Source organism: Kitasatospora sp. NPDC057692 (genome assembly GCF_042799475.1).
In the GTDB taxonomy this organism is placed as follows: Bacteria; Actinomycetota; Actinomycetes; order Streptomycetales; family Streptomycetaceae; genus Kitasatospora.
This window is the reverse complement of sequence record NZ_JBHVIV010000014.1, coordinates 41,393-67,064: the sequence shown is the minus strand read 5'-3', so window position 1 is coordinate 67,064 and position 25,672 is coordinate 41,393. Positions and strand designations below refer to the sequence as shown.

General features: G+C 74.1%; 23 protein-coding genes. 21 read left to right on the top strand and 2 right to left on the bottom strand.

What is annotated here, in order from left to right; genetic code table 11:
• The first annotated feature begins 246 nt into the window (after nt 1–246).
• From ACFVFS_RS11455 to ACFVFS_RS11435, 5 genes are all read left to right on the top strand, one after another.
• A complete protein-coding gene (locus tag ACFVFS_RS11455; RefSeq protein WP_380622715.1) occupies nt 247–537 on the top strand; it encodes a hypothetical protein in 291 nt (96 codons plus the stop codon).
• A 288-nt stretch (nt 538–825) separates the two neighbouring features.
• Complete coding sequence (locus ACFVFS_RS11450; RefSeq protein WP_380622713.1) at nt 826–1,269, top strand: septum formation family protein; 444 nt, start codon at nt 826–828, stop codon at nt 1,267–1,269.
• Nucleotides 1,266–2,189, top strand: coding sequence for an ABC transporter ATP-binding protein (locus ACFVFS_RS11445; RefSeq protein WP_380622711.1), 924 nt, complete (start codon nt 1,266–1,268; stop codon nt 2,187–2,189). Before ACFVFS_RS11450 ends, ACFVFS_RS11445 begins: the two co-directional genes overlap by 4 nt.
• A gap of 71 nt (nt 2,190–2,260) precedes the next feature.
• Nucleotides 2,261–3,139 (top strand): hypothetical protein, encoded by an 879-nt coding sequence (locus ACFVFS_RS11440; protein WP_380622709.1) that lies wholly within the window; start codon nt 2,261–2,263, stop codon nt 3,137–3,139.
• A gap of 195 nt (nt 3,140–3,334) precedes the next feature.
• Nucleotides 3,335–4,051, top strand: a complete 717-nt coding sequence (locus tag ACFVFS_RS11435) for a hypothetical protein (protein WP_380622707.1) — start codon at nt 3,335–3,337, stop codon at nt 4,049–4,051.
• Between the two features lie 148 nt (nt 4,052–4,199).
• Here ACFVFS_RS11435 and ACFVFS_RS11430 read toward each other — a convergent pair whose 3' ends face one another.
• On the bottom strand, nt 4,200–5,690 hold the full coding sequence (locus ACFVFS_RS11430; RefSeq protein ID WP_380622705.1) for a glycoside hydrolase: 1,491 nt from the start codon (nt 5,688–5,690) through the stop codon (nt 4,200–4,202).
• A 254-nt stretch (nt 5,691–5,944) separates the two neighbouring features.
• On the opposite strand from ACFVFS_RS11430, the gene ACFVFS_RS11425 reads away from it, so the two are divergent.
• From ACFVFS_RS11425 to ACFVFS_RS11415, 3 genes are all read left to right on the top strand, one after another.
• Nucleotides 5,945–6,643, top strand: coding sequence for a hypothetical protein (locus ACFVFS_RS11425; protein ID WP_380622703.1), 699 nt, complete (start codon nt 5,945–5,947; stop codon nt 6,641–6,643).
• 275 nt (nt 6,644–6,918) lie between these two features.
• Nucleotides 6,919–7,389, top strand: a complete 471-nt coding sequence (locus ACFVFS_RS11420) for a hypothetical protein (protein ID WP_380622701.1) — start codon at nt 6,919–6,921, stop codon at nt 7,387–7,389.
• A 311-nt stretch (nt 7,390–7,700) separates the two neighbouring features.
• On the top strand, nt 7,701–8,873 hold the full coding sequence (locus ACFVFS_RS11415) for a methyltransferase domain-containing protein (protein WP_380622699.1): 1,173 nt from the start codon (nt 7,701–7,703) through the stop codon (nt 8,871–8,873).
• Here ACFVFS_RS11415 and ACFVFS_RS11410 read toward each other — a convergent pair.
• Nucleotides 8,842–9,393 carry a hypothetical protein gene (locus ACFVFS_RS11410; protein ID WP_380622697.1) on the bottom strand — a complete coding sequence of 184 codons (552 nt, stop codon included), beginning with the start codon at nt 9,391–9,393 and terminating at the stop codon, nt 8,842–8,844. The two genes, ACFVFS_RS11415 and ACFVFS_RS11410, sit on opposite strands and share 32 nt — an antisense overlap.
• Before the next feature lie 107 nt (nt 9,394–9,500).
• Here ACFVFS_RS11410 and ACFVFS_RS11405 point away from each other — a divergent pair, with 107 nt between their 5' ends.
• The 13 genes from ACFVFS_RS11405 (at nt 9,501) to ACFVFS_RS11345 (ending at nt 25,664) form a co-directional block, all read left to right on the top strand.
• Nucleotides 9,501–10,010 (top strand): GNAT family N-acetyltransferase, encoded by a 510-nt coding sequence (locus ACFVFS_RS11405; RefSeq protein WP_380622695.1) that lies wholly within the window; start codon nt 9,501–9,503, stop codon nt 10,008–10,010.
• 134 nt (nt 10,011–10,144) lie between these two features.
• Complete coding sequence (locus ACFVFS_RS11400) at nt 10,145–10,915, top strand: hypothetical protein (protein WP_380622693.1); 771 nt, start codon at nt 10,145–10,147, stop codon at nt 10,913–10,915.
• Nucleotides 10,915–12,486 carry an amidohydrolase family protein gene (locus ACFVFS_RS11395; protein WP_380622691.1) on the top strand — a complete coding sequence of 524 codons (1,572 nt, stop codon included), beginning with the start codon at nt 10,915–10,917 and terminating at the stop codon, nt 12,484–12,486. Before ACFVFS_RS11400 ends, ACFVFS_RS11395 begins: the two co-directional genes overlap by 1 nt.
• Nucleotides 12,483–14,060 carry a S41 family peptidase gene (locus ACFVFS_RS11390; protein ID WP_380622689.1) on the top strand — a complete coding sequence of 526 codons (1,578 nt, stop codon included), beginning with the start codon at nt 12,483–12,485 and terminating at the stop codon, nt 14,058–14,060. Before ACFVFS_RS11395 ends, ACFVFS_RS11390 begins: the two co-directional genes overlap by 4 nt.
• 674 nt (nt 14,061–14,734) lie before the next feature.
• Entirely contained in the window at nt 14,735–16,240 is a 1,506-nt protein-coding gene (locus ACFVFS_RS11385; RefSeq protein WP_380622687.1) for an amino acid adenylation domain-containing protein, read from the top strand.
• Nucleotides 16,241–16,310: 70 nt separating this feature from the next.
• Entirely contained in the window at nt 16,311–16,553 is a 243-nt protein-coding gene (locus ACFVFS_RS11380) for a phosphopantetheine-binding protein (protein ID WP_380622685.1), read from the top strand.
• Complete coding sequence (locus ACFVFS_RS11375; RefSeq protein ID WP_380622683.1) at nt 16,550–17,929, top strand: flavin monoamine oxidase family protein; 1,380 nt, start codon at nt 16,550–16,552, stop codon at nt 17,927–17,929. Before ACFVFS_RS11380 ends, ACFVFS_RS11375 begins: the two co-directional genes overlap by 4 nt.
• Before the next feature lie 97 nt (nt 17,930–18,026).
• Nucleotides 18,027–19,763, top strand: coding sequence for a class I adenylate-forming enzyme family protein (locus ACFVFS_RS11370; RefSeq protein ID WP_380622681.1), 1,737 nt, complete (start codon nt 18,027–18,029; stop codon nt 19,761–19,763).
• A gap of 7 nt (nt 19,764–19,770) precedes the next feature.
• A complete protein-coding gene (locus ACFVFS_RS11365; protein ID WP_380622679.1) occupies nt 19,771–21,207 on the top strand; it encodes a KamA family radical SAM protein in 1,437 nt (478 codons plus the stop codon).
• Nucleotides 21,204–22,253, top strand: coding sequence for a RimK family alpha-L-glutamate ligase (locus tag ACFVFS_RS11360; RefSeq protein WP_380622677.1), 1,050 nt, complete (start codon nt 21,204–21,206; stop codon nt 22,251–22,253). The genes ACFVFS_RS11365 and ACFVFS_RS11360 overlap by 4 nt, the downstream gene beginning before the upstream one ends.
• Nucleotides 22,250–23,509 (top strand): phenylacetate--CoA ligase family protein, encoded by a 1,260-nt coding sequence (locus ACFVFS_RS11355; RefSeq protein WP_380622675.1) that lies wholly within the window; start codon nt 22,250–22,252, stop codon nt 23,507–23,509. Before ACFVFS_RS11360 ends, ACFVFS_RS11355 begins: the two co-directional genes overlap by 4 nt.
• Nucleotides 23,506–24,801, top strand: coding sequence for an MFS transporter (locus tag ACFVFS_RS11350; protein WP_380622673.1), 1,296 nt, complete (start codon nt 23,506–23,508; stop codon nt 24,799–24,801). The genes ACFVFS_RS11355 and ACFVFS_RS11350 overlap by 4 nt, the downstream gene beginning before the upstream one ends.
• On the top strand, nt 24,798–25,664 hold the full coding sequence (locus ACFVFS_RS11345) for an SDR family NAD(P)-dependent oxidoreductase (RefSeq protein ID WP_380622671.1): 867 nt from the start codon (nt 24,798–24,800) through the stop codon (nt 25,662–25,664). Before ACFVFS_RS11350 ends, ACFVFS_RS11345 begins: the two co-directional genes overlap by 4 nt.
• Nucleotides 25,665–25,672 lie beyond the last annotated feature (8 nt).

Below are 25,672 nucleotides of genomic sequence, written 5' to 3'. Positions count from 1 at the left end.
TGGCCGAAAGGTTACATCCCGGAGTTGACGAAGGGGCTGGTGGGACGGCTGACCGTTTTGTCGCGCCCGAAACATGCCGCCTCATGGCACTTCATCACCACAGTTCCGATATCTGCGGAAAAACATGATCGTGATCGAAATTCCAGAGTTGGTAATCGCTTTACTTTCCGCGACATCGATCGTTAACGTTCCTGATGTCGCGACAGCGATACGAGTTCCGACTCAATTCGAGGGGAAACTATGGGAATGAAGCTCAAGGCCTCGGGTGTGCTCCTGGCCGTCGGCATGGCGGCCGGCGGCGTGCTCGCCGCGGCCCCCACCGCGTCGGCGAGCACGGCCTGCAACGCGACCACCATCACCATCAACAAGGGCTCCGGCGCCGAGGCCCCGAGCCAGGCCCAGGGCCACTCCCACAACACTGGCAGGCACTACGTCGGCGCCATCGACACCGCCAAGGTCTGGTACTGGTACGCCGACAACGACGGCGGCAGCGACGGGGACACCTGGGACACCTTCTACGGCATCAAGCAGTGCTAGCCGTTTCCGCTAAAGCGTGACCGATTCGGGATTCGACGACGAAACGACTGTCGCCGCGCCCCGAATCGCCTAAGGTGTGAAAGGTTCGGGGCGCGGGGGCGAAACGACCACCCCTGCGTCCCGAACCTTCTTTTCGTGTGACCCGGTCGTCAAGTGGGGTGAGTTGTGAAGGTTTTGAAAAAGAGCCACCGTCGAGGCCTCCTGTGTGCAACGGGGCTGCTCGTCGCGGCGGTGTCCGGCTGCTCGGGAGGGGAGACGAAGCAGTCCGAGCCGCCGGCGGCCGACACGATGCCCTACGCGACGACCACCGCCACCGCGGAGCCGAAGCTGATCGCCTGGTACGACCTCACGCCCGGGCAGTGCTTCTCGGGCGAGGAGCTCAAGGACGGCAAGAACGTCGCCACCGTGCCCTGCGACAGCCCCCACATGTACGAGGTCCTCTCGCCCGCCCTGGAGTACGCCGCGGCCGGCGGGGCCTATCCGGGCAAGCAGGACACCATGGTCAAGTCGCTCGTGCCCTTCTGCAGCGACAAGCTCGCCAACGCCGTCTTCAAGGACAAGCGCCCCACCGGGCGCCTGAGCCTCTTCCCTGTCACGCCCGTCGGCGAGGAGGCCTGGGCCTCCGGCGAACGGCGCGTGGTCTGCGCGGTCTTCAGCGGGGACCGCCGGCCGCTCGGGGCTCCGCTGTTCGCCGCCCAGGGACAGACCGCGGGCGGCGGAGCGACTGGATGACGGTCGAACTCCACGGGCTCACCAAGTTCTACGGCCGCGGCGGGCGGCGCCGGGCGGCCCTCGACGGGCTCAGCATGACGGCGCGGGCGGGCGAGGTCCTGGGACTGCTGGGGCCGAACGGCAGCGGCAAGACCACGGCCCTGCGCTGCCTGCTCGGGATGACCCGCGCCGACAGCGGGACGATCACGGTGCTCGGCCGGGAGGTGCCGCGGCAACTACCGGAGATCTCCTGCTCGGTGGGGGCGCTGATCGAGTCCTCCCCCGTTCCGCGCGGGCTGACCGCCCGGCACTTCCTGCACCACGTCGCCTCGTTGGCCGGCCTGCCCGGCCACCGCGTGTCCGACACCCTGGAACGCGTGGGCCTGGCCGGGCGCGCGGACGAGTCCATCACGGGCTACTCCCTGGGCATGCGCCAGCGGCTGGGCATCGCCCTCGCCCTCGTCCACGATCCCGCCCTGGTCGTCCTCGACGAGCCCGCCAACGGCCTCGACCCCCAGGGCATCCGCTGGCTCCGCTCCCTGCTCGGGCAGCTCAGGGACGAGGGCCGCACCGTGATCCTCTCCTCCCATCTGCTCTCCGAGGCACAACTCGTGTGCGACAGCGTCGTCGTCGTGGAGGCCGGCCGGACCCTGCTGTCCGGCCGCGTCGACGAGCTCATCACGCCGCAGCACGACCGGGCCCTGATCAGCTGCCTCGACCCCGACAGCAGCGCGGGCGTCCTGCGCGAGGCCGGCGCGACCGCCGAGGCCTCCGAGGACGGCGTCCTGGAGGTTCGCGGGATTCCCGTGAACAAGGCCATCGAGGTGCTCGTCCACGCCGGGCGGACGCCGCTGGAAGTCCAACGGCACCGCCCGAGCCTTGAAGAACTGTTCCTCGCCAGCGTCTCGGGCGACGGGACGAAGCCGGAAAGCGGAGCATGATGACGACCCACCCGAGCCCCCCCGCGCCGGCGACCGTCCGCGGCGCACCGCCGGCAGGCCGACTCCTCGCGGTGTCCGGCCAATGGCTGCGCAGCGCCAGGGTCTTCAGGATCACCGCCGCGGTCGGGCCCCTCCTCGCCGTCTGCTACGGCGTCCACCTCTGGCTCACGCACAACACGGACCTGGCAGCCGCGCAGGCGGCGGCGGAACGCCGGCGCGCCGACCTGATAGCCCGGATGGGCGTGGACGGCTCCCTCGTCGACGCGGGCCAGTTCTACACGGACCCGCGCTACCTCCTGACCGACGCCCTGCCCGACGACCTGACGGTCGCGACCTCGGTGACCGCCTGCATCCTGTTCATCCTGGGCGCGTCGCTCGGGGGCGCGGACTGGCAGAGCCGGGCGGCGAACGTCTGGATCCTCGCCGAACCGCGCCGGCACCGGCTCCTGCTCGCCCGGGTCTCCGTGGTCGCACTGGCCGGCGTCCTCCTCGCCCTCGCGGTCATGGCGATCGTGGGAACCGCCGCGGTCGTCACCGCACTCACCCGCGGAACGGCCGACGGCGTCACCGCCGCCTGGGTCGCCGACATGCTCCAGGCGGCACTGCGCGGCACCCTGGTCGTGGCCGCCCTCGGCGCGCTCGGCACCTCCTTCGGCTGGGCCGCACGGAGCGCCGTCATCCCCTTCGCCACGGTGTTCGTCTACGTCCTCTTCGCGGAGGCCGTCGTCCGCAACAGCCTGAAGGCCCTCCAGCCCTGGACCCTGACCGTCCTGCTCCCCTCCGCGACCGAGCTGAAGCCCCCCGCCCCGCCCACGTGCACCCCCGACGGCCTCTGCGAGGACGCCTCCGCCATCCTCGCCCCCTGGCCCGCCACCCTCGCCATCACCGCCCTCGCCCTCACCCTCGTCGCCGCGACCTGGCTCCTGATCCGCCACCGCGAGGTCCGCTGACCCCCTCCCCCACCCACCGACGGCCCGCCGCCCCCGCGCCGGGCCGTCGGCGCGTTCCGGTCCACTGGGCCGGCCGGAACGTCGACGGCTTCGCGACAGGTTCGTGCGTCCTGCTCCCTCGTCGGTCGCCGCCCTGGGAGCATTTCCGTTGGGCATCGGGGAGGTGTCCGTGGACGGCGTTCGCAGGGGGTTGCGATGAACGCTCGGGGTTCGAGGGCGATGCCGCCGGGCCGGGTGCGGCTTCTCGGGGCGGGCGCCCCGTGGCTGGCGCCGGCGCTGCTCGTCCTGGTGGGACTGGCCGCCACCGTGGCGGGCTTCGTGTGGTTCGCCCAGGCCGACATCCGGGTGTACGCCTACCGCAACGCCCCGGCGTGCGGTGCGGCGGCGCACCGGCCCGGCACGGACTGCGTGCGGCACGAGACGGGTCGGGTGACGGCCAAGGACGTCCACCCCGGAGCCGGGCCCGGCTCGGCCGACCCGGAGGGCGGCCACACCGTGACGGTGGCGCGGCGGGCGGCCCCGGCCCGGGGCTACGAGGTCGCCGAGGCCTTCTACGACAGGGTGCGGATCGGCGCGGACGTGGACCTGACGGTCTTCCGGGGGCGGGTGGCCGCGCTCACCTACGAAGGGCACCGCCAGGACAACCTGGACGTGTCCTACCTGGTCTCCTTCGGAGTCCCCTTCCTGACCGCCCTGGGATCGGCACTCGTCACCCACGGCCTGACCTGGTCACGGCTGGGCCCGGGACTGACCCGGTTCGCGGGCGCCGGCGGACCCGTCCTCGCCCTCGCGTTCATCTCCTCCCTCACCTTCGTGTCGGTGCCGATGCCGCCCGCCCTCCTCCTGGTGCTCCCGATCCTCCTCTGGCTGACCGCGACCGCCGCCGCCACGGCGATCACCTGGGACTTCTGACCGGAGGCACCCAGACGACTCCGGGGTCGGCCGGAGTCCCCCTGCGCTGCCGACGGAGCCCGGTTGTACGGGCCGCGCCGGCACCGCGTCGGGTCGGGAGAGGCCGGGAGAGGCCGGCCGAGGTCAGCGGAGGTCAGCGGAGGCGGACCTACAGGTAGATCCCGGAGAGCTCGAAGGTCTGCACGGTGCGGGCGTTGAAGTAGGACCAGAACGCGTTGCCGTGCAGCACGGTGTCCGTGGGGTGGTGCTGGTAGCGCTCGCCGCCGGCGTCCGTCCCGGTGGCCCACCGCGGGATCAGGGACCCGTCCTGTCCGGGGTTGGTGAAGCGGGACAGGTCGAACCTGAGCCACTGCCCCTCGCCGTAGTTCACGGCGACGATGACCAGCTTATGGTTCACCGGGTCGTAGGCCGCGACGGCGTCGGGGTGGCCCGCGTCGATGATCGTCATGCCCGGGCGGATGTGCCGCATGTACTGGGCCAGCACGTAGTACTTCGGGTTGACCGACTTGATCACCCCGCTGGTGAGGGTGATCGGCCCGTAGCTCTCCCAGTCGAGGATCTGCCAGGCGACCCACGCCGTGGGGTGCAGCCAGCGCAGGTCGTAGTTGAGGTTCCGGGCGAGCGTCAGGCCGCTGATGTCGCCGTCGCCGTACTCGGACATCCAGATGTTCTTGCCGTCCGCCGCCACGGCCTGGTACAGCGCGTCGCGGTCGCCGTCGAAGTCGTAGCCGTGGACGTTCACCCGGCCGACGGCGGCCCGGGTGGCGGCGTCGAAGACGGAGGTGTTCTTCCAGTTGTGGGCCGCGGCGCCGACGCCCCAGTCGTCGAGGCCCGCCACCATCATCCACTGCAGGCCGCGCGCGTCCAGCTGGCCCCGGGTCAGCCGGATGAGCTCGGCCACCTGGGCCGCGTCGTAGTGGCAGCCCTCCTGCCCGCCGAGCTGCCCCGGCGCGTACCCGCCCCACTGGGCGCCCGGCTCGTTCACCGGCTGGACGGAGGTGAAGTCGATGCCCCAGTGGTCGTGGGCGTACCGGGCGATCGTCGCCAGGTAGGCGGCATGGCGGCCGAAGTTGTCGGCCCGCAGGTTGCAGACGCCGCCGCTCGCCGCGCCGCGCGGATCGTCGTTGGTCAGCATCCACCACATCGGCGAGTTGCTGAAGAGCTCGAACTTGTCGGCGCCGCGGTCCCGGGCCAGCCACATCATGTCCCGCTGGTGCGCGTCTGCGTTCCAGTTCCAGCTGGACGACCCCGGGTCCGCCGAGTACCAGTCGAGCTGGTAGCCCTCGATCTGCTTGAAACCGTCCAGCGTCGCCACGGGCTGCATCGTCCTGCCGCCGATGCTGTTCGTCCCCGAGCCGCCGGCGTTGTAGCGGACCACGTTCATGCCCAGCCCCGGGACCGCCTGCCCCAGGAACTGGACGGTGTTCCGGCTGAACAGCACATCGGCCAGGTCCGTCTGGGGGCCGAGCTGGTTGGCCCACCAGGACAGCGAGGTGCCCCAGCCCTCCCAAGTCCCCCACTGCGTCTGGGGCTTCACCGTCGTGGTGAAGTCCGCCCAGGCCGGCCGGGCGGCGGAGACGACCGCCATCGCCCCGACCGGCAGACCCACCAGACCACGCAGAACCGTACGACGTTCCATCAGGCCCCCCTCAACAGAATGTGCACATCCGGAATGGGATGCGCACGAAGCGACGCCCAGTCTGCACCACCGCCGGGTGCGTGACCAGACCCTCATGAGCGGGCCCCTCATGAGCGGGCCGGCCGCCCCTCCGGGCGGAACATCCACAACTTCGCTACAGGAGCGTTCGCGCCCTGCCCCTCCCGGCCGCCGCCTGAAACCATCCCTCCTGGGCACCGGGGAGGTGCCCGTGGACACGATCGATGGGGGTTGCGATGAACGCTCTGATCATGGACGCGAAGCCGTCGGCCCGGTCCCGGCCCACCAGGGCGAGGGCCGCCCGCCTGCTGGTGGCGGGTCTGCTCCTCGCGGCCGGACTGGCCACCACCGTTCTCGGCTTCCGCTGGTTCCTCGACGCCAACGACGTGGCGAACGCCTACCGCTCCGCGCCGGTGTGCGGCTCGGCGGAGCACACCCCCGGCACGGACTGCGCACGGCGCGAGACCGGCAAGGTGACGAACCGGCACACCGTGGAGGGCGACGGAACCACCTACTACGTGACGGTGGCGCGCGAGACGGCCCCCGGACACCGCTACGAGGTCGACCGGGACTTCTACCGCGCCGCGAAGGTCGGCACGGACGTGGCCGTGACGACCTTCCGGGGGCGGGTGGTCGAGGTCGCCTCCGGCGGGCACCGCAGCCCGAACCCCGGCACGCCCTGGCTCTCCTCCCTCAAGGTGGCCCTCCTGGCCGGACTGGGAGCGGCCCTCACGATCACGGCCCTGACCTGGGTGCAGGAGGGCTCCGTGGTGCTCTCCTTCGCCACCGTCATGGGCGGCTTCACCGCCGGCACCGCGATGCTCGGCTGCCTCGTCATCATGACGGCGCAGCTGCCGGTCGCCGCCCTCCTGGCCATCCCGGCCCTCGGCTGGCTGTTCATGACCGCCTGCGGCGTGATGGTCATCCGGGACTGACGCCGCCCGGCCCCCACGGGCGGCGCGGGAGGTCGGCCGAGCCGGCCCCCCGCCGCCCACGGCCGCCCACGGCCACCGACAGGCACGACGCGATCTCGCCATCCAATGTCATATTCAGGCCCGACTCACCAGTTCCACCCCAAAAACCTCACCTGACACTCGAACCTGAGGCACACTCATGCCATTGCACATGTGAAATATCACTTATGCAATGGCAGGACTCGTCCCGGCGATGTCCCCACGCCGGGTCACCACCGAGTGAAGGAGCACACCCGATGAACCGACGTTCGATCAAGGGGCTGACCCTGATCGCGGCCGGCACGGCCACCGCCGGCCTGCTGATGGCCGTCCCCGCCCAGGCCGCCACCACCAGTACCGCCACCACGACCGCCACCACCGAGACCTGTAGCCCGTGGTCGCTGCAGAGCGGTCTGATGACCCAGGTCTGCGCCGCGATCACCGGCACCAGCGTCCAGTTCCTCGGCCGCATCGCGCTGGCCGGCCCGCCCACCCCCGACTTCCCGCCGCAGTGGCAGACCCTCTCCACCACGATCTCCGGCCAGGTCGTCGGCGGCGCCTCGCTCGGCTCGGTCAACCAGAACGTGAACTTCCTCGCCAGCACGGTCACCGTCAACGGCCCGAGCAGCACCGTCCCGTGCAACAACGTCGTCAGCGGCACCTTCAGCGTGTCCAAGTTCGGTTGGTTCCCGTCCCCGGTCTCCGTCAGCACCCCGGTTCCCTGCTGACCCGAGCACGCGTGAACCCGTGAACCCCGGGGCCGGGAGGCGCACACCTCCCGGCCCCGGCCGGCGGGGCCGGTCGATCCGTTGCCGTACGGACCGACCGGCCCCGTCCTCCCACCGAGGCCCCTCCGCATCCGGACCTCCACCCCGGCGCTGCCCGAGGGCCACGGGCAGGACACGCGGTGAGCACCGCCCGGAGCGGAACGTCGGACCGGCCGACTTCCCACGCCGGACGGCGGCCGACTCCCCGCGCGCCCCGGGCGCGCTTCCGCACTCCTCTGCCGCCCACCGGGCCCGGCGGCGAGGATGGGCCCGTGGATCTGGCGAAGCGGCGGGCGTCGCTCGACGAGGCGATGGACGTCCGCGGGGACTGGCCCGAGCGGGCCCCGTGGCTGCGCGAGGCCGTGTCCGACCTGCCCCGGGACCTCTTCGCGCCGACGCGGCTGTGGCGCTGGGACGGCCGCGCGTACGCGCCCGTGGACCGGCGGACGGACCCGGAGGGCTGGGCCGACGAGCTGTACGGGAGCCAGGACGCGGCCGCCGTCACCCAGGTCTCCGGCGGGCTGCCCTCCTCCAGCCTCTCCGCCCAGGGCGTGGTGGTCGACATGCTGGACTCGCTGCGGCTGGAACCCGGGCACCGGGTCTGGGACGTCGGCGGCGGGCAGGGCTGGAACGCCGCACTCGCCGCCTGGCGCGCCGGACCGGGCCGGGTGGTGTCCACCGAGATCGACCCCGGCCTCGCCGCCTTCGCCCGGGACCGGCTGGCGACCGTCGGCCTGGGCGTCGAGGTCCTGACCGCCGACGCCACCACCACCCCGCCCGACGGCGGCCGCTTCGACCGGGTGATCGCCGGGTACGCCGTCGAGCGCGTGCCGTGGACCTGGATCGCGGCCACCCGGCCGGGCGGACGGATCGTCCACCCGTGGGGGCGGCTCGGGCACGTCGCGCTCACCGTCGCCGCCGACGGGCGCAGCGCGTCCGGGCGGGTGCTGGGCCTCGGCCGGTTCATGGCGGACCGCAACGACCCCTCGCCGGCGGCGCTCCCGGCCCAGCGGCGGGTCCCGGCCGACGTGCGCGAGCTGGTCGCCCGGGACCCCGCCCCGCTGCACGACGACCGGGACCTGCGGTTCGCGCTGCGGGTGGCCGTGCCCGACGCGGTGCTCGCCACCGGGCACGACGAGCACGGGGCGGCCACCACCTGGCTCCACGACGGCGCCGCCTCGTGGGCGTCCTTCTCGGCCGTGGACGGCGGCCGGTCCGTCCTCCGGCAGGGCGGTGCGCGGCGGATCGGCGACGAGGTGCTGCTCGCCTGGTCGCAGTGGGAGTCGCTCGGCCGCCCGGAGCCGGGCGCCTACGGGCTCACCGTCACCGGGGAGGGCCAGTTCGCCTGGCTGAACGACCCGCACGGGGGCGTGCGCTGGCCTTCCGGCGCGCCCGCCCCCGACGGCCGCGGCGCTACGGTGCGGGCGGGCAGACCAGGGAGCTGACGGCGGGCGGGTTGGGGACCTCGCCGCCCTGGTAGGTGCCCTGGGCGTACTCGTAGTAGAAGTAGTAGACGTGGAAGCCCACGAGGGCCCCGGCGGTGCAGTCCGAATCCGCGGTGAACCGGAAGGGCAGGGTCACGGTGCGGCTGTCTCCGGGGGCGATGGGAACCGACGGTGCGACCAGGTTGAAACGGACGCTCGTGGGCCCGAAGTCGCACCAGCTCGCGCCGGAGCATCCGGTGATCTCCCGGTGGACCGCCGTGGAGGGCGGCGAGCCCCACTCGGAGGCGAACACCGTGGCGTAGAGGAAGGTCACCGGGGTGGCCTGGCGGTTGGTGAAGGTCACGGACAGCGTGGCGCCCTGGCCCGGGGTGAGCGTCGTGTCGTCGACGCTCAGCGCGAAGTACGGCGGCGTGGGGTCGGACACCGCGAAGGCCTGCCCGCCGAAGCCCATCAGGCCGAGGAACAGCATCAGTGCCGCGACGAGGCGCGCAGGCCTGGTCGCCGATGTGGGGGTGGACATGGACGCCCAGCGTAGGGATCCGCCTCCCGGCCGTCTGCCCCGCGCTCGCGGAATCGGCCATGATCGGAGGAAACACCTGTGCGGCCACGAGTGAAGGGTGATCACAGATGCTGCTTCGCGATGTCGGGTACGGCGACGTCGACGCGTACGTCCGGATGCGGTGCGACCCGGTCATGATGGCCGAGTTGGGCGGGCCGCAACCCCGGGAGGGCATGGCCGCGAGGGTCGGCCGCGACATCGGGCGGGTGGCGGCTGGCACGGACTGGATCAGGATGATCGTGCCCGACCCGGCGCGGCCCGAGGTGGTCGCCGGGACCGTCAACCTGTGGCCGGCCGGGGAGGGCGACGAGCCGGACTCCGAGATCGGGTGGATGGTCCTGCCGGAGTTCCAGGGCCGGGGCCTCGGCAAGCGGGCGGTGCGCGCACTGCTGGAGCAGGCCCGCGGGGACGGCCGCTGGGGCCTCGTGCACGCCTACCCGGCGACGACCAACGCCCCGTCCAACGGCATCTGCCGCAGCCTGGGCTTCCGCCTGCTGGGCACGCAGGACACCCCCTTCGGCGACCGGGTCCTCCGCTCCAACCACTGGGCCCTCGACCCGCGCACCGACCTGCCCTGAGCCGGCGCCCCCGGCGGCGGGGCCCCGTTTGCGGGGGCGGGGGTGGTGTGGTGCATTGGGAGGGACACCGCAACGGCCGACGTGCCCCGTGAGCGCCGGTGCCCGGGTGGCCGCCGCTGAGGAGGTGGTGGGCGATGGCGGAGTTCGACCGGGGGCCTTCCGACGTGTTCGCGGAGCTGTTCGGGCGGGTGCCCGACCCGCCCGACGCGCAGGCGTTCTGGTTCGACTGGGGGCCGGTCTTCTACCGGGGACGGCTGGACGGCTCGGCGCGGGTGCTGGTGGTGGCCTCGGATCCGGGGCCGACCGAGCGGATCGCCGGGCGCAGCCTGGTCGGCGACGCCGGGCAGCGGGTGCAGGGGTTCCTGGGGAAGCTGGGCCTGACCCGCTCCTACGTCTGCCTCAACGGGTGGGCGTACGCGGTGCACCCCTCGCGGGCCGAGGCGATGAAGGACCGGCTCGCGGACGCCGCCCAACTTCAGTGGCGCAACGAGGTGTTCAGCTCGGCGGTCGGCCCGGGTCTGCAGGCCGTGGTGGCGATGGGGTTCATGGCGCAGGAGGCGGTGCGGCTGTGGGACGGCCGGCCGCAGCAGGCGGTCCTGGTGAAGGTGCCGCACCCGTCCAGCCACGACCCGGTGGCGCTGCTGGACGGCTGGCGCGCGGCGGTCACGACGCTGCGCGCCGCCGTCGGGCCGGACGAGGACGGCGACAACACCGGCCCGAACTACGGTGACGCCTTCGCGGAGGCCGACTACCGTCCGATCCCCCGCCGCGACCTGCCGTTCGGCGCGCCGGCGTTCCTGGGGGACGACGCGTGGGTGCGCGCCAAGGGCACGGGGCTGCAGAACTCGGTCGGCCGCCCGACTCCGGACGACGGACACACCCTGGTCTGGAAGGCGCCGGACTGATGGCCCTCGTCCTGCGCGGCACCGTCGTCACCTTCGACGAGCAGCACCGGGTCCTGGACCCCGGCGCGGTGTACGTGGGCGACGACGGCCGGCTGGCCGCCGTCCAGCCCGCCGAGCAGCCGGCGCCGACCGGGTTCGCCGCCGCCCCCGTGGTCGACCTCACCGCGACCGGCGCGCTCGTCCTGCCCGGCCTGGTCGACCTGCACGGCCACCTCGCCTACCACACGCTGCCGCTCTGGGAGGCGGTCGGCGTCCCGTACCTGCACCACGACCGCTGGGTGGACGAGCGGCACGCGCCCGACTACGCGAGCACCGTCACCTGGCCCGCCAAGGTGCTCGGCCACGCCGCGCCCGCGGAGCTGCTCGCGTACGTCGGGGTCAAGGCGCTGGTCGGCGGGACGACCTCGGTCCAGGGCGCGCCGCGCTCGACCCGTCCGCTGGACGGCGGGCCGGTGCGGATCGTCGACACCGAGAAGCTGCCGGCGGGGCGCGACATGGTGCTGACCTCGGCGCTCCAGCAGGACGCCGAGGTGCTGCGCGCGGAGACGGCGTCGAAGCTCGACGGCACCCGGGTGCTGATCTACCACGTCGCGGAGGGGCGGCGCGCCGCGGAGCCGGACCCGGCGAAGCCGGTGTCGCACGTGCACCGCGAGTTCGCGGACCTCGCGCCGTGCCTGCGGCCGGGCCTGGTCTGCGTGCACGGCACCGCGCTCACGCCCGCCGAGTTCGCCGCCTGGCAGGGCGCCGTGACGGCGGTGGACCCGGCCGAGCGGGGCACCGTGGTGTGGTCGCCGTTCTCCAACCTCTGGCTCTACCGCGAGACGACGGACGTGGTCGCGGCGGCCGCGCAGGGGCTGCGGATCGCGCTCGGCTCCGACTGGTCGCCGTCGGGGACCAAGCACGTGCTGGGCGAGCTCAAGGTGGCCGACGGCCTCAACCAGCACGAGCTGGGCGGCCACTTCGACGACCGCGCGCTGTGCGACCTCGTCACCGCCAACCCCGGCGACGCGCTGGCCACCGCCTGGGGGCCGCAGGTGGGGCGCCTGGCGGCCGGCAGCGCCGCCGACCTGCTGGTGCTGGAGCGCCGCCAGGCCGGCCAGGACGTGTACCGCGCCGTCGTCGACGCGACCGAGCGGAACGTCCTGCTGGTCGTCGTCCGGGGCCGGCCGCGCTACGGGACGCGGGCGCTGATGACGGCCGCCGGTGCCGCGGCCACCAGCGCGATCGAGCCCGCGCCCGGACTGCGCCGCCGGGTGGCCCTGGACGGCCCGGACTGGCCCGCGGTCAAGCGGGCGCTGGCCAGGGTCCGCCAGGACCCGCAGGCCGCCTGGCGCGACGCCCAGGACGCGCTGGCGGCCTGGGGCGGCCCGCTCGACGACCCCGACGCGCCGCTCGCCCTGTTCGGCGACATGCCCGAGGGCGAGGCGGCCGCGCTGGCCGGCACCGACGACCTCCCGGCCGGGCTGGTCGTCCCGGAGCCGGACGCGCTGACCCACGACGCCGCCTTCTTCGCCGCCCTGGACCGCAGCGGGATCCCCGAGCTGCAGCGTCTGAAGGCGCGCTACCCGTGAGCGCGCGGGTCCTCGCCCCGGTCCGCGCGCTGCCGGACTCCACCGGGCTGGACGCCTTCCTGGCCGGGGCCGCCGCCGACCCGCTGCCGACCGCCGACCGCTACCGGCTGCTGGCCGCCGCCCGGGTGCTGATCGAGGAGCTGTACGTCCACCTCCCGCTCAAGCGGGCGCGCTACGCCACCGACCCGGTCCAGCGGCTGCGGCTGCTGGAGCGGCGGGTGCCCGACCTCAGCGAGCTCCAGTTCCACGGCGAACTCGCCGCCGTCTTCCGGGACCTGCGCGATCTGCACACCGGCTACCAGCTCCCCGACCCGTACCGGGGGCAGGTCGCCGTGCTCGGCTTCCTGGTGGAGACCTACCGGGACGAGGACGGCGTGCCGCACTACCCGGTCTCCCGGATCGACGACTCGCTGCGGCACGCGGACTTCGACGCCGGGGTCGAACTGGAGCTGTGGAACGGGGTCCCGGTGGAGCGGGCCATCGAGCGCAGTGCGGCCGCGCAGGTGGGCTGCAGCCCGGACGCGCGCCTCGCCCGCGGTCTGGAGTCGCTGACGCTGCGCCCGCTGCGGACCGCTCCCCCGCCCGACGAGCGCTGGGTCCTGCTCACCTACCGCACCCCGGACGGGCGGCCGGGCGAGACCCGGGTGCCGTGGCGGGTGCGCGCGGCCGACCGGCGCCGGGGGCGGCACCAGGACCCGGTGCCCACGCTCGGCACCCACCTCGGCATCGACGCGGGCAACGAGGCGACCCGCCAGGCCAAGCGGGCGCTGTTCGCGCCACCCCCGGCCCGCCGCTCGGCCGCCCGGACGCCCCGGGACGTCCTCGCGTACCGCAGGACACGCGGCCGCCGCCCGTACGGGTACCTGCGCGTCTTCTCGTTCAACGTGGCGAGCGCGCGGCGGTTCGCCGAGCAGGTGGCGGCGATCGCGGCGGGCGCGCCGGCGGACGGCCTGATCATCGACGTCCGCGGCAACCCGGGCGGCAACATCCTGGCCGCCGAGGCCGCCCTGCGGGTGCTGGGCGCGGGCCCCGTCGAGCCGGTCCGGTTCTCGCTACCGACCACCCGCACCGCGCTCGCCCTGGCCCGCGCCAACCCGGCGTTCCGCCCGTGGGCGCACTCGATCCGGGACGCGGTGGAGAGCGGCGAGCCGTACTCGCAGGCGTTCCCGCTGACCGACCCGGAGGCGGTCGCCGACGGGCTGCCGCGCTACCCGGGGCCCAAGGTGCTGATCGTCGACGCGCTGACCTACTCGGCCGCCGACATCTTCGCGGCCGGCTTCGCGGACAACGGGCTCGGCCCCGTCCTCGGGACCGCCGCGACCACCGGCGCGGGCGGCGCCAACGTCTGGACGTACGACCTGCTGGGCGTCTGGCTGCCCGATCTGCCGGCCCCGCTGCCGCGCGGCGCCGGCTTCCGGGTCGCCCTGCGCCGCGCCACCCGGGCCGGGGGCAACGCCGGCGTCCCGCTGGAGGACTTTGGCGTCGCGGCGGACCCGCTGCACCGGCTGACCAGGCGCGACGTCCTCGGCCACAACCAGGACCTGCTGGCGGCCGCCGGCGCGCTGCTGTCCTGAGGCCCCGGGGCCCGCGGCCCGGCCGGCCCGGGCCGCGGGTGGGCCCGCTCGCCCCGGCGGCCGAAGCGGACGAGGAGTTCCGCGGTGCGCCCGCCGTCGGATCCCGGCCGGCGCGGGGCGCGAGTGTCGCGCTCGGCGGCCTGAACCGGACGGCGGTGGCGCAATTGTGACGCCTGCTCAGGCCGGGCGCGAAGGCCGGATCGACCGCCGCACCCTCGCGGCGGCGGCCGGTGATCGAGTGCGGACGAACCGTCGGCGCCCCATCGGCCGGTTCCGGGCCGCGCGGCGCGGAATCCCGGACGCCCCGGCGCGGCCGGGCGGCAGGGCCGCGAACAGCGGGAACACCCCCGCCGCCGCGCGCCCGGCCCGCCGGGACGCGCCGAATTCGCCGGGATTTCCCTGAACCAAGGGAACCCGCAAAGGAGTTGGATGGTGCACGATCTCCGCGCGAAAGAGCGCCGCCGCCCCGTGGCGCAGAGTGAGTGAACCGACACCCCGCGCAGTCACTCGGGCCACAGGAGGCCGCCGGGATAGCGGCAGCCCCGTTCACATGTCAACCACACATCCTTGAAGCGACATCCTCAACAACCATTGTGGCTCCGCAGGCTCGGCGGGTAGAGTCCCGGTCCGCCGAGCACCGAACACGTGCTCGCACGGCATTCTTTGGGGCGGGCATGACAAATAACCGCAACATCCACGGGGCCACTTCCGACCTGATTGACGCGTTCACGGAAACCGTGCGCCGATATCCCGCACGACCGGCGATCGTCCACCAAGGACAGGACCTCAGTTATCGCCAACTGCACGAATTGGCGCGGTCTTTGGCCGACCGGATCGGCGCCTCGCCGGGCGTGGTGGCGGTTCCGGCGGTACACGCGCCGGACACCGTCGTCGGGCTGCTCGGCATCCTGGCCGCCGGCGGGGCGTACTGCCCGGTCGATCCGGCGTTCCCCCGGCAGCGGCAACAGGGCATGCTGGCGGCGGCCTGCTGCCGGACGACCCTCGGGCTGGACCCCGAACTCGTCCCGGAAACAGCCGGGTTACCGCGATTAGTCGAACCCCCCGAGGACGCCTCGGAGCGTCCGGCCTACCTGCTCTTCACGTCGGGTTCGACCGGGCAGCCGAAACCCGTCGTCACCCCCCGGCGCGCGATCTCCGCCGCCGTCGACGCACTGCGCACCCTGTTCGGCCTCACCCCCGAGGACCGGGTCCTCCAGTTCGCCTCGCTGAACTGGGACACCTGCTTCGAGGAGATCCTGCCGACGCTCACCACCGGCGCCGCCCTCGTCCTGGACCCCGAGGCCCACAGCGGGTCCTTCCCGCGCCTGCTGCGGATGATCGAGCGCGAGCGGATCACCGTGCTCGACCTGCCCACCGCCTTCTGGCACGAACTGGTCCTCCACCTCGCCGAGGAGGGCGCCGCGCTGCCCGGCTCCGTCCGGCTGGTGGTGATCGGCGGCGAGGCCGCCAACCCGGCGCGGCTGGGCGACTGGGCCGCCCTCGACACCGGGCGGATCCGGCTGCTCAACACCTACGGGTCGACCGAGACCACCCTGATCACCCATGCCGTCGACCTGCACGGACCGCTGGCCGCCGCCCGGGACCGGCCCTGGACGCCCGGGGACCGGGCGCCGATCGGCCGGGCCCTGCCCCATGTGCACGAACGGATCGACGAGAGCGGCGAGTTGCTGATCGGCGGGCCCGCGGTGGCGCTCGGCTACCTGGGCCTGCCGGAGGCCACCGCGGCCCGCTTCGGCGAGGACGCCGAGGGCGTGCGCTGGTTCCGCACCGGCGACCGGGTGAGCCGTGCGCCGGACGGCGTGCTGACCCACCGGGGCCGCCTGGACGGCGAGTTCAAGATCCGCGGGATCCGGGTCGACCCGGCCGAGGTGGAGGCGCACATCGGCGGGCACCCGGGCGTGCAGGCGGTGGCGGTGACGGGGGCGACCGTCGCCGGCCGCTCCGCGCTGGTCGCGTACGTGGTCCCGCGCGCCGGGGCGGCGGCCGCGACGCTGGATGCCGAGGTCCGCGCGTACCTGCGCGACCGGGTGCCCGGCCATCTCGTACCCGGCCGGATCACCGTCGTACCCGAGCTGGTGCTGACGGCGAGCGGCAAGGTCGACCGCGCCGCCTCGCACCGCCGCCACTCGGCCCCCGCCCCGGCACCGGCCCACCCCTGACACCTTCCCCCCTCCCTCACCGGTGCCGCCCCGGCGCACCGCACCACCCGACGGTTCTAGGAGAACCCCCTTGAGCAGCGTAGACACCACCCCCGCCGACGCCGAGGGCGTGGCGGCGATCTTCCGCCGCGTCCTGGAGACGGACGAGGTCGCGGCGGACTCGGACTTCTTCCTCCTCGGCGGTGACTCCCTCATCGCCACCCGCGTGCTGAGCGCCCTCGCCCGGACGTACGGCATCGAACTGGCCTTCGACGACTTCGTGCTCGCGCCGACCCCGGCCGGTCTCGCCGAGCTGATCGCGGGCACGAGATGACGGGCGGCAGAGCGCGCTCCGCCGTCGTCGTCGGGGCCGGGCCGGCGGGGTTGACCGCCGCCGAGGGGCTGGCGGCCCGCGGGGTGGACGTCACCGTGCTGGAGGCGCGGGAGCGGGTCGGCGGGCGGACCCACGGGATCGAGGTCGCCCCGGGCGCCTGGGTCGACGCCGGCGCCGCCTACCTCGGCGCCCGGCACACCGAACTCCTCGACCTCATCAAGGCGTTGGGCCTGCACACCGCCCCCACCACGATGCTCGGCGCGAGCCGCTTCGCCCTCGGGGGCCACCGGGACGGCGGCGGCGGGACCGAACACGCCACCCGGGACGGCCGCTTCCCGCCGCTCAACGCGGTGGCGCTCGGCGACCTCTTCGACCACCTCGCCGAACTCACCGCCGCCGTCCGGCCCGAGGCGCCCTGGCGCACCCCGGACGCCGAGCGGCTGGACACCCTCACCGCCGCCGAGTGGGCCGAGCAGTACCTCACCCACCCGGACGCCCGGCTGTTCTTCCCGCTCTTCCTGGGCGAGATGATGGCCGCCGACCCGGCCGACATCTCCGTCCTGCACATGGCCTTCTACCTGCGCTCGGGCGGCGGCCTGCGCTATCTCAACGCCTTCGAGGGCGGCGCCCAGCAGGACCGGATCGCGGGCGGCGCGCACCTGCTCTGCGAGCGGCTCGCCGCCCGGATCACCGAGCGGCACCACGGCACCGTCCGGCTCGGCGAGGAGGTGCGCTCCATCACGCAGGACGCCGACGGGGTCACCGTGCACACCGGGCGCGGCGCGGCCTACCGGGCCGACGCCGCCGTGGTGGCACTGCCACCGCTGCTCGCCGACGCCCTCGACCTGGGCCCCGAACCGCCGGCCCGCCGGGCGGGCGGGCGGACCGGGCGCGGCTGCGCGGTCAAGGTCAACCTCGTCTACCCCGCGCCGGTCTGGCGCGAGCACGGCCTCTCCGGCTGGTCGGTCAACGCGGAGGGCCCGCTGCTCTCCACGGTGGACGACTCCCCGGCCGGCGCGGAGGTCGGCGTGCTGACCGGCTTCGTCACCGGCGCCGAGGCACACCGCTACGCCGCGCTGGAGCCGGCCGAGCAGCGCGCCACCGCCGTCGCCCAGGCCGCCCGGCTGTTCCCGATGCTCCCCGAGCCGATCGGCTTCCATCTCACCGACTGGGTCAACGAGCCGTACAGCAAAGGCTGTTACGCGGCGCTGTTCGGTCCGGGCGACTGGCTGCGGCTCGGCCCGACGCTGACCGCGCCGCACGGCCGGGTGCACTGGGCCGGCACCGAGACCAGCACGGAGTTCTTCGGCCTGCTGGAGGGCGCGATCCGCTCCGGCCACCGGGTCGTCGCGGAGATCCTCGACCGCGAGGCCTGATCCGCGGCCCCGGCACCAGCACCACCCGGCACCGTTCCCCCCGCCGCCCGTGCTCCGTTCCACAAGAACCGCGGGCCACCCCCTCTCAGGAGACGCCATGAGCGACCCGAGTTCCCCCCTGAGCAGCACCCCGCCCACCCCGATCGCACCGCTCGCCGCCCGCGAGCGGCTGATGGCCGAACCCGGCCTCGGGGCGGGCAACTTCCTCGACCACGCCCTCGCGGTGAACCCGAACCGCGCGGTCCCGTTCGCCTACAGCCACCACACCGACCACCGCGGCGCCGTCGTGCTGCGCGGCCACAGCCTGCTCGACCTGGCCGCGCTGCGCGACCGCTACGCCGCCTGGTACCACGCCAACGGCGTGCGCCCCGGCGAGCCAGTGGCCGTGGTGATCGCCGAGGGCCTGGAGCCGCTGCTGCACTTCCTCGCGCTCTCCGCGCTGGGCGCCGTCCCGGCGCTGGTCAACGACGCCATGCGGCACGACGTGATGGTGCGCTACCTGAACCACGTCGGCGTGGTCGGCGTGGTCGCCGACGACACCACCCGGCTCGCCGCCGCCTACCGCCAGGACCCGCAGCGCCGGCCCCGGTTCCTCGCGCTCGCCGCCGAGGTCCAGGCCTTCGACGCCGAGGCCTCCGGCGCCCTGCCCGCCGAGTACCCCTACCGGCACGCGCCGGACGACGTGGTCGCGCTGATCCACTCCTCCGGGACGACCGGCACCCCGAAGTCCACGATGCTCGGGCACCGCCAGTTCTGGGACGGCAAGCAGCCGCGCATGGTGCGCTTCCCGGCCGAGCCGTACGACCGGCTGATGTCGCTGATGCCGCACACCCACGCCGGCGGCCTGAGCTACTTCCTCACCGCGACCCTGCTCGGCCTGCCGACCGTGGTGATGGCCGACTGGCGCCGCGCGGTGGTCGAGCCGGTGATGGAGGCCTTCCGGCCGACCATGGTGGCCTCCTTCCCGCGCACCTTCGTCGAACTCGCCACCGGCGAGGCACCGGTGGAGGCCGCCGCCAAGGTGCACTCCTGGTTCAACACCGGCGACAGCGCGCACTACGGGCACATCCGCCGCCTCGTCCGGCTCGGCGAGCGCCCGGCCGGACTCGTCCGGCCCTGGCTGCTGCCGCGGGAGAAGGCGGAGCAGCCCGCCCTTCCCGGTTCGCAGTTCGTCGACGGCCTGGGCTCCTCCGAGATGGGCATGGCGCTGTTCGGCCAGGTGACCACACCGGAGTCGGAGCGCGACGACCGGTGCGTCGGCAAACCGCTGGAGGTGGTGCGCCGGGCCGCCGTGCTGGACCAGGACGGCGCCGAGGTGCCGGACGGCACGGTCGGGCTGCTGGCGATCGACTCGCCCTCGCGCACACCCGGCTACTGGAACGACGAGCGGCTGACCCGCAGCTTCGAGCTGGCCGGGTACTGGCTGACCGGGGACGTCGCCCGGCGCGACGCCGAAGGCCGGTTCTACCACCTGGACCGGACGGTGGACGTCATCGACACCGCGGCCGGCCCGGTCTACAGCCTGCCGATCGAGGAGGTGCTGCTGGCGGACTGCGCCGAGCTGGTCCGCGACTGCTCGGTGGTCGGCGTGCCCGGGGCCGCCGGGGAGGGCCAACGCCCGATCGCCGTCGTCCAGTTGCAGCAGGACGCGGCGGACGCCGCGGAGGCGGACGTGCAGGAGGCCGCCAACAAGGCGCTCGCCGGGGCGGGCCTGGCCGTGCTCGCCGCCGTCCGGATCGCCCGCACCGCGGAGGAGTTCCCGCTCGGGCCCACCGGCAAGGTGCTCAAGCGCGAACTGCGCACCCGCTTCGCCACCCTCTTCACCGGCCAGTAGCCCCGCGATGGACGACCAGCACGCTGCCGCCGCGCACCCCGCGCCCGCGCAGCCCTACCAGTACGTCCGCACGCCCCTGGTGGAACCGGACTGGCGCCGGCTGCCGGGCTGGCGCGACGTGACCGAGGCCCAGTGGCGCGACGCCCAGTGGCAGCGCGCCCACTGCGTCAAGAACACCCGCCAGCTGCGGGCCGTCGCCGGGGACCTGCTCACCCCCGGGTTCTACGCCCAACTGGAGGCCGACCAGGAGCAGTTCGCGACCATGCCGCTGCTGGTTCCGCCGCAGCTGCTGAACACCATGGCCGCGCACGCCCCGACCACCCCCGAGGCGTTCACCGCCGCGTTCCTGGCCGACCCGGTGCGCCGCTACATGCTTCCGGTGCACGCCGACCGGCTGCCGCACTGGCCCAGCCACCCCAAGGCCGAGCGCGACTCGCTGCACGAGGCCGAGATGTGGGTGGTCGAGGGCCTCACCCACCGCTACCCCACCAAGGTGCTGGCCGAACTGGTCGCCACCTGCCCGCAGTACTGCGGCCACTGCACCCGGATGGACCTGGTCGGCACCTCCACGCCCCAGGTCGCCAAGACCCGCCTGACGCTGCGTCCGGAGCACCGCCAGGAGCAGATGCTCGACTACCTCAAGCGCACCCCGACCGTGCGCGACGTGGTGGTCTCCGGCGGCGACCTCGCCAACGTCCCCTGGCCGCAGCTGGAGACGTTCCTGCGCCGGCTGCTGGAGCTGGAGTCGGTGCGCGACATCCGGCTCGCCAGCAAGGCGGTCGTCGGACTGCCGCAGCACTGGCTGCAGCCGCAGGTGCTGGAGGGCGTGCACCGGGTGGCGGCGCTCGCCGCCGGCCGGGCCGTCAACCTCGCCGTGCACACCCACGCCAACCACGTCCGCTCGGTCACCCCGCTGGTCGCCGAGGCGGCCCGGGCACTGCTCGACGCGGGCGTGCGGGACGTCCGCAACCAGGGCGTGCTGATGCGGCGGGTCAACGACACCCCCGAGGACCTGCTGGACCTCTGCTTCGCCCTCCAGGGCGAGGCCAACATCCTGCCGTACTACTTCTACCTCTGCGACATGATCCCCAACGCCGAGCACTGGCGCACCAGCCTCCACCAGGCGCAGCGCCTCCAGGAGGCGATCATGGGCTACCTGCCCGGCTACGCCACCCCGCGGCTGGTCTGCGACGTGCCGCGGCTCGGCAAGCGCTGGGTGCACCAGGTGGTGGCGTACGACCGCGAGCGCGGCATCTCGTACTGGACGAAGAACTACCGCACCGGCCCGGAGGTCCGCGCCTCGGGCGACGCCCCGGCCGGGCACGACGCGCTGGACCGCCTCCACCCCTACTACGACCCGGTGGACACCCTCCCCGAAGCCGGCCGCCGCTGGTGGGCCGAGCGGGCCGGGCACCCCGCACCCCAGGAAGGAGCAGCACGGTGAACCCCGCCGCCCCGCAGGACCCGGCAGCCCAGGACGATCCCGGCCCGCTGCGCCGGATGTGCTGGATCTTCCCCGACCGCGAGTCCACCCGGACGGCCGCGACCTGGCGCCACTACTTCTGGGACCTCTACGCCGAGGTGGCCGGGGAACTGGGCCTGGCCTGGTGCCGGCACGCGCCGGACGCGGTCACCGTGGACGCCACCGACCCGGCCCGGCCGCTGGTGTACGTCGACGAGGAGCCGGTCACCCCGCAGGACACCCTGTTCATCACCGCGCTCTACTCGCTGCCGTACCAGTCGATGGACGTCTTCAACCAGTACGCGCTGTACGCGGTGCTGGAGCAGGCGGGCTTCTACCTGCCGTTCCCGCCGCAGGTCTCGCTGATCGGCAACGACAAGCTGGCCACCGTGCTGCACCTCGCCGACTCTCCGGTGCCGCCGATCCCCTCGATCCGGATCGGCACCGGCCGGGACGTCGCCAAGCACCACTACGAGGTGGCGCTCGGCTCGCTGACCTACCCGGCGATCGTCAAACCGGCCGGCTGGTGCGGCGGCGGCGGGATCAACCTGGCGCGCGGCCCGGAGGACGTCCGGGGCCTGGCCAGCCTCGCCCAGGGCGGCGACACCACGCTGGTCGCCCAGCCCTACCTCGGCGACGGCACCGTGGACTACCGGGTCTACGTGATCGACGGCAAGCCGTACGCGGCGCTGCGGCGGGTGCCCGAGCCCGGGTCGCCGGTGGCCAACGCCAGCCGCGGCGGCTCGATGGAGTTCCCGCCGGTGCCGCCCGAACTGGCCGAGGCCACCGCGTACTTCGCGGAGAAGCTGGCGATCCCGTTCTTCTGCGTGGACTTCCTGTACGACGGCGAGCGGTACTGGTTCTCCGAGCTGGAGCCGGACGGCGTGATCGCCCCGGACTTCGACGACCCCGGGCGCACCCTGCAACGGGACATCACCCGGGCCCGGTTCACCGCCTACCGGGACGCCCACGCCAAGTGGCTCGCGAACCGCCCCCTCTCCCCCGCCCCCCGATCGGACACCCGATGACCGACGCCTTCTCCCTGCCGCCCGAGGCGGCCGAGGCCCGACTGACCGTCGCCGCACGGACCTTGGCGCTGCTGCGGACGGTGCCCGCGCTCGCCCCGCGGTACGCCGGCCTGCCCGAGGGCCTGCGCGGCCTCGACGAGCTGGCCGCCCTGCCACCGCTGCTCAAGGACGACCTGAACACCGCCCTCGCCCACCTGGAGCCGCGCTCGGAGACCGCCGCCACCTGGCTGTTCCAGAGCGGCGGATCCACCGGCGCGCCCAAGGTCGGCTACGCGCCGACCGGCTTCTACATGGCCGCCGTCCAGGACCACTGGCAGGCGCTCGACCGCGCGGACGTCTTCGCCAACGCCTGGGGCGCGGGCCGGATGTGGGGCGCGCACTTCCTGGCCGCCGCGCTCGCCGACCGGGCGGGCTGCCGGGTGATCGCGCTCGGCTCGATCACCCGCGAGGAGTACCCGGACTGGCTGGCCTTCCTCGCCGACCGCGGGGTGACCGCGATCGGCGGCACCCCGAGCGTGCTGCGCCTGTGGTTCGCGCAGGCCCGCGCCGCCGGGATGAAGCTGCCCGCCCTGCGCAAGGTGCTCTGGCTCGGCGAGGCCTGGCAGCCGCAGCTGGAGGAGGACCTCGCGGCCGTCGCGCCGCGGGCCCGCCGCTGGGGCATGTTCGGCTCCACCGAGACCTGGGTGGTCGGCACCAACACCCCCGACTGCCCCGCCGACACCTTCCACCCGCTGCCCGAGCAGCTGGTGCACGCGGGCCCGGACGGGCTGCTGGACTTCACCACCCTGAACCCGGAGATGCTCAATCCGGTGCTGCGCTACCGCACCGGCGACGCGGGCGGGTTGACCGACTGCCCGTGCGGGCGGCCGGGCCGGGCGATGCGGGTGCTGGGGCGGCGGGACAACGTCGTCCAGGTGCGCGGCCTCGGCCTGCACGTGGACGAGCTGGTCGCCCGGGCGGAGCGCGAACCGGGCGTCTCCCGGGCACAGGTGGTGGTCACCGAGGACGGCGGCCGGGCCACCGGCGTGGACGTCCTGCTGCTGGCCGACCCCGGCGCGGCGGTGGACGCGGCGGCGCTGCGCGCCGAACTCCTCTCCGCCACCTTCACCTTGAGCACCGCCTTCCAGCACGACCCGGAGCACGTCGCGGTCCGGGTCGCGGACGCGCTGGTCAGCAACGACCGCACCGGCAAGACGGCCTCCTTCGTGGTGCGCGAGGCCGCGGCCGGCGCCCAGGCGCCCGGGGAGGCCTCGTGAAGCCGCGGCGGCCGGAGGACCTGGGGCGCGGCTTCAACCTGTTCTGGGCCGGCCAGACGGTCAGCGTGGTCGGCGACCGGATCACCGTGTTCGTCGTCCCCACCCTGATGATCTTCGTCCTGCACGCCTCCGCCCTCCAGGTCGGCGTGGTGGCGATGGCCCAGTACCTGGGCATCCCGCTGCTCGGCCCGGTCGCGGGCGTGCTGGTCGACCGCTGGGACAAGCGCCTGACGATGCTCGTCTGCGACCTGCTGCGGCTGGCCGCCGTCCTGGTGATCCCCCTCGCGTACTGGCTGGACTTCCTCTCCACCCCGCTGCTGTTCACCTGCGTGGCGGTGATCAGCGGCGCGACCATCTTCTTCAACGTCGGCTATCTGATCGCCGTCCCCGCCGTGGTGCCGGAGGACCGGATGGTGCGCGCCTACTCCCGGCTGGAGGGCAGCAACTCGGTCTCCGAGGTGGCCGGCCCGTCGATCGCCGCCGGGCTGTACAGCGCGCTCGGCGTGGGCGCGCTGCTGGTGGACGCGGCCAGCTACCTGGTGTCCGCCGCCTGTTTCCGGTCCATGCCGCCGTGGGGCGGGCGGACCGTCGTCGAGGGCACCGTGTGGGAGCGGCTGACCGCGGGCTTCCGGATGAACTGGGCCGACCCGGTGCTGCGCCGGGTGGTGCTGGCGGCCGTCACCCTCAACTCCGGCGGGCCGATCTTCGTCACGGTGCTGCCGGTGCTCGCATACCGGGGCCTCGGCCTGTCGGTCGGGGTGCTCGGCGCGGCCATGTCGGTCGGCGCGGTGGGCGCCCTGATCGGCGCCGTGGTCGCCCCGCGGATCAGCGCGCGCCTCGGCCTGGGGCGGACCCTGGCCTGGTCGCTGCTGCTGCACTGCCTGGTCGGGCTGGGCGTGCTGGCCGCGCCCGCGCTGCCGTCCGGGCCGGTGATCGCGGTGACCATGGGCTGCTACGGCTTCTTCATGTCCTGCATCAACGTGTGCAGCGCGCCCACCCGGCAGTCGCGGATGTCCGCCGAGCACCAGGGCGTGATGCACGCGGCGTTCCGCACCGTCACCTGGGGCGTGATCCCGCTCGCCGCGCTGATCGGCGGGCTCGCCGTCTCCGTGCTCACCGAGCCGCTGGGCATCCGGGACGCGGCCCGCTGGGTGATGGCCGGCGGCACGCTGCTGGCGGCCTGCTCCTTCCTGCCCGCGCTCGGCATCCAGCCCCGGCTGGACGCCGCCGCCCGCGCGGAGAAGGATCAACCCTCCGATGCGGCGCCCGAGTTGTCGGAGAGCCCGTCATGAGCGCGCCCGGCGTCCTGCTGATCACCGGCTGCTCCTCCGGCATCGGCCTGGCCACCGCCGTGGCCGCCGCTCGCGCGGGGTTCACCACGGTGGCCACCCTGCGCGACCCGGACCGCGCCGGGGCCCTGCGGGAGGCCGCCGAGCAGGCCGGCGTCACGCTGGACGTCCGCCGGCTGGACGTCACCGACCCCGCCTCCGTCACCGCCTGCGTCGACGGCGTGGCAGCCGCGTACGGGCGGCTGGACGCGGTGGTCAACAACGCCGGGGTCTCCAACTTCGACCCGACCCTGGAGATGTCGACCGACGCCGCGCTGCGCGCCAACCTGGAGGTGAACTTCTTCGGCGTGATCGCCGTCAGCCGCGCCGCGCTGCCGCTGCTGCGCGCCCGCGGCGGGCGGCTGGTCACCATCGGCAGCGTGCACGGCCTGGTCGGCCAGCCGTTCAACGAGGCGTACTGCGCCGCCAAGTTCGCCGTCGAGGGCTTCATGGAGAGCCTGGCCCCGGTGGCCGGCGCGCACGGCGTGCGGGTCTCCGTCGTCGTCCCCGGCTTCGTGCCCGACACGGAGTTCGGGGTCTTCCCGGACATCGACCGCCGCACCATCGCGGCCGCCTCCGGCCCGTACGCGCCGACCTTCGCCGACTACCTGGCCTGGGTCGGCGGCCAGGGCTGGGAGGCCGCCGGCCAGCCGGCCCGCGAGGTGGCCGAGGTGGTGGTGCGGACGCTGCGCGCCGAGCGGCCCGCCTTCCGCGTCCCCACCAACGCCTGGGCCGCCGGCCACCTGGCGCAGAAGCTCGCCGACCCGGACGGCTCCGCCGTCCAGACCCTCGCCCGTACCTGGATCGGCCGCGCCGACCACCGGTGAGCCACCGC